The sequence below is a fragment of the Nonomuraea sp. NPDC050202 genome, from assembly GCF_040656115.1.
Lineage (GTDB): Bacteria > Actinomycetota > Actinomycetes > Streptosporangiales > Streptosporangiaceae > Nonomuraea.
Window position 1 is genome coordinate 14676 of sequence record NZ_JBFALF010000001.1, and the last position, 16087, is coordinate 30762.

Sequence of the window (16087 nt, forward strand, 5' to 3'; positions counted from 1 at the left end):
TTCAGCCCTGCCCTGCTACGCCGTCCGATAGACAGTATATTCAGTGCATCCTATGACATGCATATTGGCCGACTCCAGCTTTCTGGATTGACCGTCCAAATAGAATAGCCGGCCGTCTATGTTGACAATGTTGTAGGCGTGCCCGGCGCCGAAGGCCCGGCTGACCGACACCAATCCACGCGATCCCGGGTTCCGGCGGATGAGCTCCTCCACCTCATGAAGCGTGGTGGCCGTGAGTGAACCTATCTGCTGGATGGCGCGACTGCTGTACACCCCTGCGGTTCGGATACTCAAGTTTCCTATCAGTCCAGCCACGGCGGGTCGGCCGCTCAGAATATCGTCGACCGCAAGGGCCACTTCGGCGCAGTTGTCCTTGCGGTCGAGGGGGTTGATGTACGGCAGCAGGCTCCGAACCTCGTCGAGACGGAGCGCCCGCCCACCGGCCTCCTCGAGGATCCGGCTGATCCTACGGTAGGCGTCCTGCATCAGCTCTTCTTCGGTCTCCGTCAACTGCCGATGCCATGGAAGCAAACCCAATCCGCGAGGACGCAACTCGGAGAGCAGCAGATGATTGTTGCTCGCCTCGCCGGCCAGAGCACGAATGGATGGGTGCATGCCTGCCGCCGGCAGCGCGGGAGCGAGCCAGGCCCGGAGCTGCTGCGCGGCGGCGGCCGAGGTGTCGGCCGGCGGGAACATCTGCAGGTCTCCGGGTGCCGGGCCGGCATTGCTCACGTAGAGATTGCCCAGCGGAGTGGTCTCGAACGGGGCGCCGGCTGCCAGCACGATCCGGTTGGTGTACCGGGCGAGGTCCTGGGCGAAGGTCGTGGTTCCGTCGTGAGGGCCGGTGAGCAGGATCGCGGCGTCGGGCGGCAGTCTGGGAGAGTTCAGCAGCATCGCCGCGATCACCTCTGCCGAAACAGGACGGCCGCCGACCATCATTCCCTGCTCGGAGTAGCGGCCCTCGACCACGAAGGCGCCGCCTGCAGGACGTGGATCGAGGCGTGTGTCGTGGTCCAGGCCGCTGTCGACGTGTACCCCCGCCCGCGTGTCACTGACCGCGTCGTGCAGAGTGGGCGCCAGGGCGTCTGCCATGTCGGGGGTGAGCGCGGTCGTCGGTGTGACCACGGGTTGCGTGCCGCGATGAGCCGTGTTCTGGGTGAGGAAGTAGTGCGTCTCGCCGTCGTCGGTGTGCAGCATCGCCGTCACGGTGAAGAGGGTGCCTGCTCTGAACGCGGCGTGATGTGACTTGCCCGACAGGTCGCCGACCGGCACGTAGCCGGAGGCCAGGATGGTCACTCTGACGCTGTGGGAGGTCTCGGCCAGCAGGGCGACGTCGTCGACGCCGTCGAGCAGGGTGTCCGCGGCGAACCCTTCGCCGGGCCGGATGTCGTGGCGGATCAGCTGACGGGGTACCCGGATGGCATACACATATCCTCCGGCGCTCGGCAGTTCCGCGAGCTCGGCATCGGCACGGGAGATCACATCCATCAGTTCCCGGGTGTCGTCGGCCCAGTGCAGTGCTCTTGCCTGTACCAGGCGGCTGTGCACCTGCGCCAGGTGGTCGTTCTGCAGCAGGCCACGCAGGACCGGGCCGGACGGCGGCCGCCACGCGGGGACGCGATACTCCGCGGTGGTGGCGAGGGTCTCGGAGAGTGCAAGTGGGATCAGCCGGGTGTCGTCGGTGCCGGTGAACCTGCTCAGGGTGTTCAGCATCCGTTCGTAGTGGTCACGGAGGCCCAGCCGGTCGAAGACGCCGCGAAGCGCTTCGAACCGGGCGGTGAGGTCGGCGACGTCACGGGCTGCCAGCACCGGCGCGCCGGCTCGGAAGTCGTAGTCGAAGGCTTCGCCGAACTGGACCAGCAGGGGGTTGGCGTCGAGCAGCCGTCGCAGTGTCGCGCGGTCCAGCGGCCGGTCGTGGCTCAGCAGGGCGTACAGGGCTCGGGTGGCCAGGCGGGCCTGCGCCTCGGCGGTGGGCTCCGGAGCGGCCACGATCTCCTCGAAGAGGACGAACGGAGTGGACCGATAGGAGCCTGGCATGCCATCAGCGACCTCTCGGGCCTCTTCCAGCCTGGCTTCGTAATCGTCCGCTGCCTCGCGGCTGAGAAACTCGTGGCGCAGCGCCCGCCGGCCGTCGACGAAGACCACCTCGGTGGCGCGGCCGGACGTGCCGATCACCTGGGCGATGCCGGTGGCCAGGCTCACCCGCAGGTCGTTGCTGCCGTAAGTGCGCCACACGCCTCCGGTTTCCTCGTCGATGTGGACCGCCGGGCCTTCGAGACCGAGCGCCTGCCTGACGAGTGCGCGGACGAGTACCTGTGCGGTCATGGCGAGGGGGATCTGGAGAGCCTGTGACCCGTCGGCGAAGGTGAGCACCCGGCCCAGTGCCGTGTCCCGCTTCTCCAGAACCCCGTGCCGGATGTTGTTGCGGAGACGGTGGGCAGCGTTGATGATCTCGCCCTGGGGAGCCGGCCAGATATCCAATGCGGATGGCGGGTGTTCGTCCATGACCCTGAGCCGGTCCAGGTGACCGAGGTGCAGGAGTTGACCCGGCGCGGCGGTTACCACGCTCTGCCCGCCGGCCGCGTTCGGGGCGAGCAGACCTCCGGCCAGGGATTCGTGCCGTGCCATGATCCGGTCGAACTCGGGCAGCAGGCCCAGCTCGGCGAACTCCGGGCGCAGGTCCTCCAGCATGGTCCTCAGCGTCTGGACGTCCAGCGGGGACAGTGGGTTGCTCAGCCACGTGCGTTCGCCGGAGGCGTCTTCGCGCAGGAACAGCTCCAGGATGGGAGTGCTGCTCGGGAGCAGGTGGAAGGCCGGTTCTGTGACGAACGGCGTGGCGTCGGCCACGGCGACCAGGTATCCGGTCAAGACCGCCTCGCGGGTGCCAAGGAAGCCCGAAGAGTCGCTGGTGGGTGCCCAGTCGATCAAGATGTTCCGGTCGCCAGATGCTCTGGCGTTCGCAATCAGCCCGAGGCGGCCGGCCAGCTGAGCCATCAGCAGGTGCAGGTCTCGTTCCCGGCGGGTCGAGTGTTCCAGGAGCAGGGCGGGGGAGTCGTCGTTCAAGGTCACCTTGGAGAGGTTTGCGCCGATCGGTTCTGGTTCGGCCTGGACCTCGGGGGGCGCAGGTTCCGCGGCGTCCATCCCGTTGATCACGTCATCGATGGACTGTGCCGGACGGGTGCGTTCGGCGAGATCGCGCTCGACTGCGGTGATCTCATCGGCGAGTCTCTTGGCAAGTGTGGTGTTGCCCGCGGCTAGGGCGGCTTGGTGCTTACGTTGCAGGAAGCGGAGTTCGTTGCGGCGGCCGGTGACGCATTCGTCGAGGGTGGCCTCTCCCGGTTTGTGCTGGTGCGGGTGTGCTGTTGCGAGCCGGTACTGGATGACGTCGCTGATCTCGTGGAGGACGAGTCGTGCGACCTGGTCTTCGTGGACCCGCGGGGCGAGGGTCATCACGTGCGGGTTGTCGGCGTCCCCGGCGACTCCTTCGACGGTGGTCCTGCCGAGATAGCCGCCTTCGACCGGGCCGACCTCAACGGTGAAGTGCAGCTCGCCCAGTGTCGTGTGCTGGACGACCAGCTTGGTGTCCGATACCCAGGTGATGCCGGTGACAGCGTCGCCAAGGTCTCCAGAGATCACCTCCGCTTCGAAGGATCTTCTGGCTTCGGCCTCGGTGAGCTCGCTTGAGGTGGTCCGGCCGTCGGCGACGAACTCGGAGTCGGGGATCGGCGCGCCATGAGTGAATCCGCTCTCGTCCCCGGCATTTCCTGATGGCTCGCCGGTGATGGTTTCTGCCGCGGCCTCGATCACACGTGCCCAGTTCCTGGCGGCTTCGATCCGATGCGTCAGCGACTCCGCCTCGGCCGTGTCGCCGCTCTGCTGCGCATCGAGCAGTTCATCCTCCAGCTCCGCAACCTCGATCGCGATGCCTTCAAGTAGCCTCGCGGGCCCTGTCTCGCCGGTTCGGGGAGCCACGTATCCCGCGTACCAGGCGAGCTTCTCGATCGCCTGACGATCGGCAGGTGCGGAGGGATGGCGTCCCAGCAGTGGGTTGAGCTGCTCGCGCAACAGGCCACCGTCCGGCATGACGTCCCCCAGCAGCACGTCTGACAGAACCTTCACATTGCCGATCTCGTAGGTGCCCAAGCGTTCCTCGTGGGAGGCGTTGTAGAGCTCCTGTGCCATCAGGACGAACGTGTCTGTACGCTCCAGATGCTGCTGGGTCAGCTGCGGCACGTCCTGGTACAGCGCGGCCATGCGGTGCAGCCGCCTGACGTGATCCAGTAGCGGGCGGCTTCCGGGGGGGAAGTCCTCGAGCAGGCCGCGTACGGTGTCGGACAGATGCGCGTACGGAATGTGCTCCTGGTCGAAGCTCACTCCGGTGGACTTCAGCACGGCCTCTATCACGTGTGCCAGTTCCGCGGCTGCCTCTATGGCGCGTGTCAGGTCGCTCGCCGCCTCGGCGTCGCCCCGATCCAGCGCTTCGTGCAAGGCGCTGCCCAAGCGGCGAAGCTCCTTGATGGCGGCCGTGTGGAGAGTCGCAGCGGTTGCCTCTCGGCTCTGCGGCTCCACGGACGCGGCGAACGTGACGAGGTCCTGGACGAGGCGGTTCCCGACAGGCGTCGAGGCGGGGCGCCGGAGCAAGGAGTTGATCTCCTGATGCAGCAGGTGAAGATCCGGCACCTCGAACGGCCCGAGCAGGTCGAACAAGTTCTTCAGCTGGACAAGGTCGGAGAGGCTGAAGGAGTACTCCGGGCCCGCGTTGTAGAGCTGCTGCGCCGTCCTGACAAGGGTGTCGGTGTACTCGAGATGCTTTGCTAGCAGTGGTGACACGAGGGGGAAGATCCCGGCCATGCGTTCGAGGAGTCTGAGGTGAGCCAGCAGCGGACGATCTCCTGGCGGGAACGCGTCGAGCAGGCTGCGCACGTCGCGGGGAAGGAAAGCACTGGGAAGATACTCAGGATGCGTCCACTCGGCGCCGTCCGCCGGGGCGGCCGGGCGGTGCAGCGGCACCTTCGGCTGGACGGCGCTGTCAGGGACGAGGCCATAGATGTGCTCCACATGGCGATCACGCAGGCTGCTGATCCCGGCAACGGCACGGCCATCCCGGTCGAGTATCGGATCATGCTCCGACCAGAAGAGGAGGGCCGACCCCAGCAGAGTGGCGTCGGCATGGACGCCGCTGGCGCCCAGCCGGTTCCGATCGTCGCCTGCCCACCTGCTCACGTATTCGTCGGACATGCCGAGCAGATGCATCACCTCGTGTGCGAAGACGATCGGCTCCTGCTGCGCGTACCAGCTCAGGTAGTGGATCATGGGGCGCTCGGCATAGTTCCTGAGCTGTTCCAGTGGTGTGCTGATCACCTCGTCATTGCCGTACCAGCGCTGTCTGTCGGCGAAGTCCACAGCGCGGTCACCGGTTCCCGGCCAGAGAAGGACGAGGTTGTCTGGCGGGGCCGAATCTGGGGCTGGGACGAACTCCACCCGCACGTGTAGCTGGGATCCGTCGGGCAGCTCGTGCTGATAGTTGTAGTAGAGGTCGATGCCGTTGAGCAGGCTGGCATGGGCAGTGGCGATCTCGTCAGGGCCGACACCGGGATCGGCGCGATAGAGCACCTGGAGCGTGAATTCGGTGACGGGGCGCATCGAGCCCTGCCAAGGCACAAGCAACCTGCGGACCTCGAGGTGGGCTGCCCCGCTCGGGGGAGTCACCGGTATGGGCGCGGCTGAGTCTCGCAGGTGCTCCCAATGGGGAGCCCATGGCACCTTGCGCGGATCGTAGCTGTTGGCAAGCTGTTCTCCTGGCCAGGTGGCCGGGTTCATGTTGAGCTGGGGCGTACGTGTGGCGTGGGCGAGCTCTGCTGGGTGGGTCGCCTCGTCACCGGCGTTCCCGGGCGTCTCGGCCTCGCCTGGCGGCCCGAAATTGATCAGATGGTCGATGCTGTCCGCTAGTTGCGAGGATCCGGTGCGTTTGGCGAGGTCGCGTTCGACTGCCGCGATCTCTTGGGCGAGCCTGTCGGCGAGTGCGGTGTTGCCTGCTTCCTGGGCGGCTTGGTGCCGGCGTTGCAGGAAGCGGAGTTCGTTGCGGCGGGCGGTGACGCATGCGTCGAGGGTGGCTCGTCCCGGTGTGTGGGTGTGCGCTTTTTCGAGCTGGTGCTGGATGACGTCGCTGATCTCGTGGAGGACGAGTCGTGCGACCTGGTCTTCATGGACTCGGGGGGCGAGGGTCATCTCGAAGAAACGGCTGCCGTCTTGGGCGGTGTGTCTGACCCTGGTCTCGCCGAGATAGCCGCCTTTGACAGGGCCGACTTGCACGGTGAAGTGGAGTTCGCCAAGGGTCTGGTGCTGGACGATCAGCTGGGTGTCCGACAGCCAGGTGATGGCGGTGACGGCGTCGCCGAGGTCTTGCGGGATCAGTTCCGGTTCGCTGAGACTTCTGGCTTCGGCCTCGGTGAGGTCCTCGGGGCTGGTGCGGCCGTCCGGGATGAAATTCGAGTCCGGGTCCGGAGAGCCGTGGGTGACGCTGCCCTCGTTCGTGCCGCCTGGCGGCCGGTCATCGGGTGTGGTGTTGACCGGCCAGCCTGGCGTTGCCGCGGGTAGTAGGACGGCGCGCCTGTTCAGCTCCCGCCGTAGCTGCTCGGCCAGGCTCGTCTCCGCGTCCGCGCTGGTCCGCTGGTGCAACGCGTGCAGGTCGATGTGGTGTTGCTCGGCCATCGTGATCAGAAGCGTTGGCAGGCCGGCGAAGCGTTGCCCGAAGTCACCGTCCTGCGTTTGTGGATGCAGCCGGCCGTCGGGCGTGGCGATGTAGGTCAGGGGCCGGCGGGATGGAAGGCGCACAGTGACCTGCACGTCCCTGCCGAGTTCGCGGGAGGCCAGCTGCGCCTGCCTGAGCTGCCCGTACGGTGCGCCGGGCAGGTCGGCGTCGAGGTTGATCCTGTCCGGCTCGCTGGAGAGGGTCGCGGCCAGTTCGTGATGGTCAGCGGCGAGGAGTCCGGCCAGCGATCGAGGGCGTGCGAGAGTGCTCTGCACCGGCTGCTCGTGAGGGGAGGCGACCGCCGGCAAGCTTTCGGCCTGCTTCTCGACCGCCTGCATGACCCCATCGAAGAGGATCACGTCGGCGTTGCCCGTCGCGATGCGCTGCGCCGCGACGGTGCGCTCGGGTGTCTGGTCGGTGTCGGGATCCGACCAGACCTCGAAGCCGACGTGGTAGTCGACCCGGAACCGGACCGAGCTGCCGTCGGCCTTTTCGAAGACACTGGTCTCGTCGCGGTTGCCGCCGCTGACCGTCAAGCCGTCGGTGGTCTGGTCAAGGTAGCCGAACGCCATGCCGAACGGGGAGTTGAGCGGGAACCAGGAGTTGTCCTCGTTGCTCCCGACGGACGCGCTTACCGGGAGCCACCGGGGGCCGTCGGCGCTCGCCCTGGTCGTCCACTGCCGGCGGTCGACCTGGCCGATCTCCGTGTTCTCACGACCGGCGGACATGACGATCGGTTCGGACAGCACGGCGCCCAGTCGGATGCGCACCACCTTTCCGTCGCCCTTCGGCACCTGGATCACCATGTGCCCGTCCTTGGCGGTCATCCGTTCGAAGAGGGCGTTGCGGAAGTTGCCCGACAGCAGCCGGGCGAGTGCCTGGGAGTCCTCGGGGCCGAGCTCGACATCGAGCGTGTCCTTCAGCCGCTGTTCGACGGCCTTGGCCAGACCTGTCACGCGTGTGGTCTCGACCGTGAAGTTCTCGGGTGCGGGGATGGGCCGGGGGTCGGGTACGGCGGGCACGGGGGCGGGGACCGTGCCCGGGCGCGAGACCATGCCGGCTGGAATGATCCGGTCGATGGTGCCGGCTACGTGCCGGATGACGCTCTGCGGCAAGCCGGAACGGGCTGCGGCCTCCTGGTCGGAGACAACCAATGGCAGGCCCGGCGCCACCCAGTAGTCCGTGCTCCTGCTTACCTCGATGGAGAGCCTGATGCCCTGGCGTACCTCCGCCTTGGCGCCGTCCATGGCCGCGACGCGCTGTACCCGGGTGTGCTGCATATTGCTCGCGCCCGCGTGAGTCCCGCCACGGTCGATGGTCGCGGCGGCCGACTCAGCGGTTTCCGTCGCCTTGAAGTCCGGGGTGACGGTCGTGCTCGCCGACTCGGAGGCGTTCTCTTCGAGCATCGTGTACATCTGGAAGATCTGGCCGTAGTCGTGGACGTCGCCCCGATACGCCACATCGTCGGTGAGCTCGGCCCGTACGGTGATCTGAAGTGTCTCCTCGCTCCCGGGGACTCTGACCGTGTAAGCACTGCCGGGCCAGTCGGGGTCGAGCATATTGTCGATCTTCCCGAGCCACGTCTGCCGGGAGAAGTCGGTGGTCAGCGCACGCAGCAGCTCGGGGTCGCGGTCGAGCGCGCCCGGCGCCACATCGTCGACAGCCGCCATGACCTCCTCCAGCAGATCCACCTCGGCGCCAGGGTCGTCGGCCGGGTGGAGGTCGACCTGCTTGACCGTGCTCATGCCGATGGAGTCGCTGTAGGTGGGCGCCAGCTGGGCCGGAACATCTCCGTTCTCCAGCCGCTGGGCGTCGGCTCGCAGGCCGTCCCACACCCGCTGGTAGAAGTCGGGACTGCTCAGCATCCGGTCGCGCGTCTCGGCTACCTCCTCTCCCGGTTGCCCGGGAGGAACGTCCGGGTGCATCAGTTCGGTCAGCCTGGCGTCGGGGAACAGTTCGAGGAGCCGGGCGAGGGCCCGGTGCGTGTCGTGCCCCGAGGTGAGCGGGACACCGGGCACCGTGGGCCAGCTTCCGTTCTCCGCTCTCGCCTGGGCCAGATCGTGGAGGTAACGGTCCATGAACCTGATCGCCACCCGGCGGCCCAGGTCGAGGTTGCCGTTCATCAGCCGTTCGGCCGCGTCGGCCACCTGGTGCAGGGGTAGCTCCACTTCACCGCTCGCGTATAGGTCGAGCGCATCCCGTTCGGCGAGCAAGTAGACGACGGTGCCGTCGTCCTGCGTGATCGTCCTGGCGCCGGCACCGGAGCCCACGGTCAGGTTCGGTGTGACGCCCATCGCGAAGGCGTACTGCTTGCCCGTGTCGATGGCCAGCCGCTCGGGCCCGGCGATGACCTTCTGCTCCCGCGTGGTCGTCGTCGCCCCGGAGCCCGCCAGGCCCTCGTCGGAGCCCGGCTCTCCCGGCACCGGCAGCGGCACTCCGGTTCCAGCCCCGAATCCCACGGACCTGGATCCCTGAGCCGAGCTGCCGTGAGCACCGAGCGTGAGGTTGATGTCGCCCACCACCAGATCGACGGCGGACAGGAAACGGGACTCACCCGGCGTCAAGGTGAGGGAGACCGGCTGGTGCCGGGCTGCTCGGAGTGCAGCCGTGGTGTGCACCGCGGCGCGGTGCCCGGAGGAGAACACCTCGGGATGACTGATCAGGCTTCGTACATTGAAGAACGCGGACAGGTGCTGGAACTGTGGAGAATCGCGGCCGGGCGGATTGGCGAGCAGATTCGCGGCGGCGGCCGCGATGTCGCCGACGTCGAGGTGGGCGATGGTGGCCAGCCGCATGGCCCGTTCCGAGGTGGGGTGGCGCGGGCTCTCCGGCCGGGGCTGGCCGTCCGCCGCCGGCGCGAGAGGCAGCAGGTCGGCGGGGAGCAGGACCCGTGCGTCACCCAGCTCCTCCTCCACCACCGGCTTCTCGACGTTGGAGCCGGTCAGCAGATCGACCCGGATGGTGTGCGGTACGCGGAAGACAGCGGTCAGCCCACTGCCCTCCACGAGCTTCACCTGGTTGACGGTGCTGCTCGTAGTGTGCGCGTGCTGGTGGCCCCTGCCGTAGCCGCCCTTGGCGTTCAAGGCCGTGACCCCGGAGAGATCCGAGCTTTCGGGGCTGAACGTTCCAGGCGCCTTCCATGACTTACCGCGATTCACGGTTGATGAGTAGGTGTCGGAGCCGATATCCAGGTTCACCACCGGTTCGGCATCGGTCACGCCTTCGTAGGCCACCTGGTCGAAGTGCTGCTCGAGTTTGATCCGCAGGGTGTAGTGCTGGGCTCCGCGGCCAACCTGGTGCTGGACCAGGTTGATGAACAGGCCCTCCTGGGCTGCCTGGTCGTAGCCGGCCTCCAGGCGTTCCGCAGAGAACTGCTCGGCGACCAATTGCTCGTTGGCGATCTGGCTGGCTCTGACCAGCGGGAACTTGGAGTAGGAGGGCACTCCGTTCTTGAGCTCGGGCAGTACCCCCTGGGCGCGGAGGAACTCCTCCACCTGGGCTCGGACGGAGGCCATGCCGGTAACCTGCTGAACCAGAGCCGGGCCCGCGCCCCGGGTCTGTCCTGGATCGCTGCCGAGCCAGACAGGCAACGCGCCGACCCTGCCGGGCGGGTTCCGGCGGACGGGATCGCCCCTGAGCAGAAGCGTTCCGTCAGGGTTGAGCCCGACCTCCGCGGCGGCGTCGACCGGCAGGCCGTAGCGGTAGGCGTCCGATTCGGGAATGCGGAACAGGCCGGTGCCCGGTTCGGAGGTGAGGGTCACCGTCTTCGACCCCTTGCCCAGCACCTGAATCGTCACCGTGTGCTCCACGGTGAGCTCGTAGCCCTGGGTGTGACCGGCCCATCGCTGCACGCTCGGGTGAATGGCCACCCCGTTCACGCTGGTGGACACGGTGGCCGACCGCCCGGACTCGACTCCCGTGGTGGCCTTCGGCGCCAGGTCCGCGCCGATCTCGGTCCGGGGCCCGCCGCGGGGGTTCAGATTGACGCCTGCCTCCACTCCGGCGTTCTTGTTGTGGCTGCCGGACTGGCTCTGGCCCGGGTTGGAGGTCCCGTTGCGCAGTCGCTCCTGGTGGTGCTTGTTGCTGGGGACACCAACGGGCTCACCTCCGGCCAGCACCCTGGTGCGCACCGTCATCACGGCTCGGACCCGGCCGTTCACGGTGATGGCCCGGCGCAGGCCCAAAGGATCGTTGACGGCCTCACCGAGGTGACTCGGCAGATCCTCGGTGAGAGTGGTGATGATCTGGCCGCGTGCGACAGGGCTGAGCCCAACACCCTCAAGCTGCTCCATCACCTGGTCCGCCAGCCTCGCCAGGCCGGTCAGACCAGTGACGACGTGCCCGGGGAAGGAACGGCGCTGCCGTTCCGCCTCAGGAAGCTGGATGAGGCTCTCCGGCGGGCCGGTCAGGTAGGCGTGCGAGATCCACAGGCCCTGGCGGGCGTTACCGGCCGGGGGCAGCACACGCGTCACCGGATTGCCGGACGTCGTGCGCAGTTCCACCTCCCAGCTCGCCCGGGCGCTGAACATGGTGGCGGTGCCGCGGTTGTCCTCGACGTTGCCCCTCAGCCAGTTGTCCAGCGCCGAAGTGGAGGCGGAGCGGCTGTCGGACCAGGCGGCCTTGAGGTTCAGTACGGTGAACCGCAGCAGTGCCTCGGGGACCGGGACCCCTGAGGCGTGCAGCATCCACCCGAGGACGGGCATCATGTTCTTGTCGAACGAAAAGCCGCGTGAGAACTTGGCGGTCGTGGACGTCTGGCCGCCGCCCTGAGGTAGTTGACCGATCATGGTTTCGGAGTGCGTGCTGTTCGGGCGTGCGACTTCTCGGAGGTCGTCCAGCTTCAGCCGGATCCGCAGCTCCGCGCCTGTGGCCGTATTCAGGCGCAGGATCATGCCGTCCGGCGAGACCGCGGTGCGGAACGCCTGGCGGATGGCGTACCGCAACTCCTGCTCGGTGAAGAGAGCGGCCACGCCCTGCTGTTCGAGCATGTCGTTGACCATCGCGGTCAACGCGTCGAGGTTGGCGATCGGGCCCGCCACATGGGCTCCCGTCAGCGCCTTCATGGATGGCAGCGTCGCCCGGTCCGCCGTGGCGAACGCCTCCGCCCGGGTTCCCAGCTCGTTCAAGGCGCTTTCGACCTGCGAGGTCATCGGGCTGTCCGGCGTGTTCACCTCGTCCAGGGCGTCCAGCGTCTGCTCGGCGGCTTGTAAGGCGTGCTTGGCGGCCTCGGCGGCGGCTTGGTACAGCTCGGCCAGTTGGGTGTGGCCTGCCGCGGTGGACGCCTTCAGCTCGGCCTCCGCCTCCGCCTTGCGGACTCGCTCCGCCGCGCTGCTGTCCTGCACCGCAGCGTGCTCGGTCGCCAGTTTCCACGCGTCGACCGCGTCCGCCCGCGCCTTCATGGCGTCCTGCCGGTGCTGGAGACCGAGGTCGGCATTGTGCCGCCAGGCGGTCCGCAGATCCTCCGCCCAGTCGTCGATCTCCTGCCTGAGCAGCGACAGTGCGGTGCCAGAGTGCGGTGCGGGGGAGGGCAGCAAATTCGGCGGCGTTGCCGGCGGGAGCCGGGCGATCTCCTCCTGGTACGCGAGCAGGGCCGTGGTGGCCGCGTCCGCTTGGGCGTTGAGCTGGACGGGGTCGACCGCGTGTTCCAGCAGATTGGCGAGCTGCTGGTGAGCGTCGCGGGCGGCGACCGCCAGCTGTTCGGCCACCTCCTGCCGTGCGCCGATGCGACCTAGATCCGCCGCGAGGGTCCGCCACATGTCGGACCTGTCCAGTTCGCCGTCGGCCATGGCCTCCGCTGCCAGCGCGTACGCCTGACCCGCCGACTCGTTGTAGGCGCGCACCGCACGACGCTGCGCGTCGACAACCGCATCGAACTGCTCGATGGTGGAGCGCAGCATCGCAACCGTGCCCTGACGTGCGGATACGTGCCCGAGGAGTGCAGCGTGCAGCTTGTTGATGTTCTGGGCGCCATGGTCACTCGCCACCTGCTCCTGTGCTGTGGCCTGCCGGAAGTGCTGCTCGTAGGTGCCGCCCAGCCGGAGCAGTTGCGAGACGAGCACGCTCGGCGGGGCGAACCCCGCCTGGGTCATCCGATCGAGCAGCAGCTCGTAGACGTTGGCGGCGCTGATGGCCGAGGCCGCCGCCGCGTGCTGGTCCGCGATGGTGCCTGGGGAGGTTTGCGCCGCGCTGGTGAGATCGTCGGCGGCGGCGCGTAACGCGGCGATGTGCTGGCGGAGCAGATCCGGTCCCGGCGGTGAGTCCGGCAGCCGGGGAAGTGCCCCCACCTGGTGCGACTGCTCCTCAAAACGCAGATACAGCTGGTGAGCCGTGTGCAGTGCCCGGGCGAACGCGGTGACCGGTGTGGAGGAGCCGGTCGCCGTGTGCAGGAGCTGCTGGGCGGCCTCGTAGGCGGCCCTGGCCTGGGAGACCGCGAGCAGCAACGGCGCCGTGCCGGTACCGGCCGTCGACATGGCTCGCAGCTGGAGGTCCATCTCGATCCGCAGGAGCCGGTCGATTTGCCCGGCCAGAGCCTGGCCGAGATCCTGCACGGCAGAGCCGATCGCCTGCTCGTGCCCGCGCAACCGGGTGAGTTGGTCGGCCACTGACGGCGGGACAGGCGACGGGCTCGCGGGAGGGGCGTCGGCCTGTGCGTACGGCAGACCATGCTTGTCCAGGATCCTGCGTACCGCCTCGCGCTCCGACTTGAGTACGTCCCGTTCGGCAGCGCTCACCTCGGTCATCCTGCGGGTCAGGAACGCCTCCTCGCGCCGGCGGGCCGCCAGGCACTCGTCCTGGGTGCCTGGCAGGATGCTCAGCCTGCGGAGCAGGCTCTGCTGAGGATGGTTCCTGGCGTGGAGCGTGTCGGCGATCTCGTGCAGAACCAGTCTGGCAACCTGGTCGGGGGTCACGCGGGGAGCCAGTCGTACCTCGTTGAGGCCGCCGTCACGCAGCACGGTGCGGCCGAGCCGCCCCCGGCGGACCGGGCCCACCTCGAAGACGAACGTCTGGTCAGGCAGGCCGTCGAGCTCGACCACCAGCGTGCCCGCCCCGGTCCAGCGCAGGCCGGTGACCGTGTCACCGAGGTCGGAGGCGAGCACCTCGACCTCGAACGCCGCTCTGGCCTCTGCCACGGTGAGCGGGGGCACGTCGCGGGCCCGGCCGTTGGCGACGAACCTGGTGTTCCTGATGGGGCGGCCGGCCACGAGGGCATGGACGCCCCTGCTGCTCTGGCGGGCCGTTCGGATGAGTCGCGTGACGAGGCCGGGCGCGGGGTCGCCGCCCGGCCGCTCCTGGCCGGGCGCGGGTGAGGCGGTGGACTGCGGCTCCGCTGGTGCGGTCGTGCCGGTGGTGGTGGTGACCGCCTCGGACGGGACGAGGATGTCGGGAGTGCTCGCGTTCTGATGAGCCTCTTCCCGGTTGACCGGCGCCCCGGTCGGTTGCGGAACGTCGGCGCTTTTCGGCGCTCCGGCCGGCTCCGGGGAAGCCGTCGGCTCTGCGGTGGCGGGCGGTTCGGGAGGAGTGGCTGGCTCTGAGGCGTTGGCCGGGTCTGCGGTCCTGGTCGGCTGTGGGGCGTTCGGCGCCTCTTGCGTGCCGGCAGGCTCCCGGGCGGCGGTCTGTTCGGGCGTGTCGGCCGTCTGTTGGGCGGCGGGGCTGCTGTTCGCGGAGTCGCCAGGAGCCCGATCCGCGGTGGTAGCGGACTGCTGGTCGGTGGGCGGGGCTTCCTGCCGGGAAGGCCGGGACGCCTGCCCCGCCTGGTCCGCGGTGTCCTGGTCCTCGGCCTGGTTCTGGGTGTCCGGCTTTTCCTCCTGCTGCGGAGCCGGTCGGCTGGTCTGGTTCGGGTTGGGTGTGGTGAGGTCCGGCGCCGGCGCGGCCTGAGTCCTCTTCTCAGGCTGTGACCCCACGGGATCGGCGATCGCGGCGGCGTTGTCCCGCCTGGCCGTCCCGGCCGACGGACCGCTGAGGTCGAAGGCCGGACGCTGTGGAGGCACGTTGGCTGCAGCGGTACCCTCGGCCAGCTCGGGTCGAGGGCCGGCCGGTACAGGGGAGCCGCCGTCGGCAAGGCCTGCTCCGGGCGTCCCCGCAGTGCCAGGACCACCCTGTTGTGCCGCCAACGCGTCATCGAGCACGCCGCTCAGCGAGGTCATGGGGTTGACGATCGCGCCCGCGACGCTGGGGTTGAACGGGCTGATGGTGTTCGTACGGCCGGCGCCGCCGAGGAAGCCGCCGTACATGCCTTCCTCGCCCGGCAGAGAGAACTGGTCGTAGACGACGTAGTTGGCGACGACGCTGCCGACGGGTGAGGCGATCATGTTGTTCAGGCCGGTGTTCAGCGCGCGTCCGGGAAAGCGCAGGAACGCGTTGCGGACGCCACGGTTGTCGCCCGCGATCCTGTTCAGCCTGGAGATGCCGGGCAGGTTGTTGGTGTACCGCGACATCGGCCCGCCGAGCTTGGTGCCGGCGACCGCGCCGGCGCCCGCGCCGATCGCCGCCGCCTTGATCTTCTTCCAGTCCCAGCTGTCGCGGGTGCCCATCTTGATCTGCTGGTACTGGGCGAAGGCGTCGATGAAGACCTCTTCCGAGATCTCCTCGAACAGCTCAGCGGCCAGCGCCGCGTTGAAGAACTTGTTGCCCGCGCCTGCGCCGGTTCCAGCGAGCTTGGTGATCTGGCCGCTCTTGGCCACCGTGCCCGACCTCGACGCCGCCAGCGCCAGGCGCTGCATGATCAGGGCGATCCTGCTCGCCCCGGCCGCTCCAACGCTGCGCAGCAGCAGGCTGGCGAGCGGGACGAAGCCGGCGGCGATCAGCGCGATGAAAGCGGCGATCACCGCGACCCAGAACGCGACGTTGACCGAAAGCTTGGAGTACTGCGTCTCCCGAGCGAAGTTGTCGACCATCTTCGCGTAGGAGAAGGACTCCTGGGCCTTGGCGACCACGCCGACCTTGTCGTCGGACAGCGTGGCGAGCCGCTTGAAGATGGCCGGCTTGGCGGGTGACTGGAGGCTGCCGTTCAGGGTCTGCACCGTCGCCGCGGTCGGGTCGAGAGTCCCGATGAGGAGATTCATCAGCTTGACGTACTCGACGCGCAACTCCCAGAGCTTGCTTTCGCTGCCCTTCGGCCAGCTCTGGCCCGCTGTGAGGAGCGGAATCAGATGGTGGACCACCCATCCGGGCAACGCCTCGGTCTGCCAGACGGGTTCGACGTCCTCGGTGGCGATCCCGCCGTCGAAGGCGTGGGCGCTTCCTGCAGGTTTGCGCGCGTCGTTGACGTCTGTTCTGCCCGCCATCACGGGCGGCGACGCGGGTTCGTGGTACCGGGCTCGATCACCTGCTCGGTGG

At 68.3% G+C, this 16087-nt stretch carries 1 protein-coding gene; it reads right to left on the reverse strand.

The annotated features are described in order from the left end of the window. Positions 1-15 precede the first annotated feature (15 nt). Positions 16-16035 carry a toxin glutamine deamidase domain-containing protein gene (locus tag AB0I79_RS00075; protein WP_357865178.1) on the reverse strand — a complete coding sequence of 5340 codons (16020 nt, stop codon included), beginning with the start codon at positions 16033-16035 and terminating at the stop codon, positions 16-18. Positions 16036-16087: the final 52 nt, after the last annotated feature.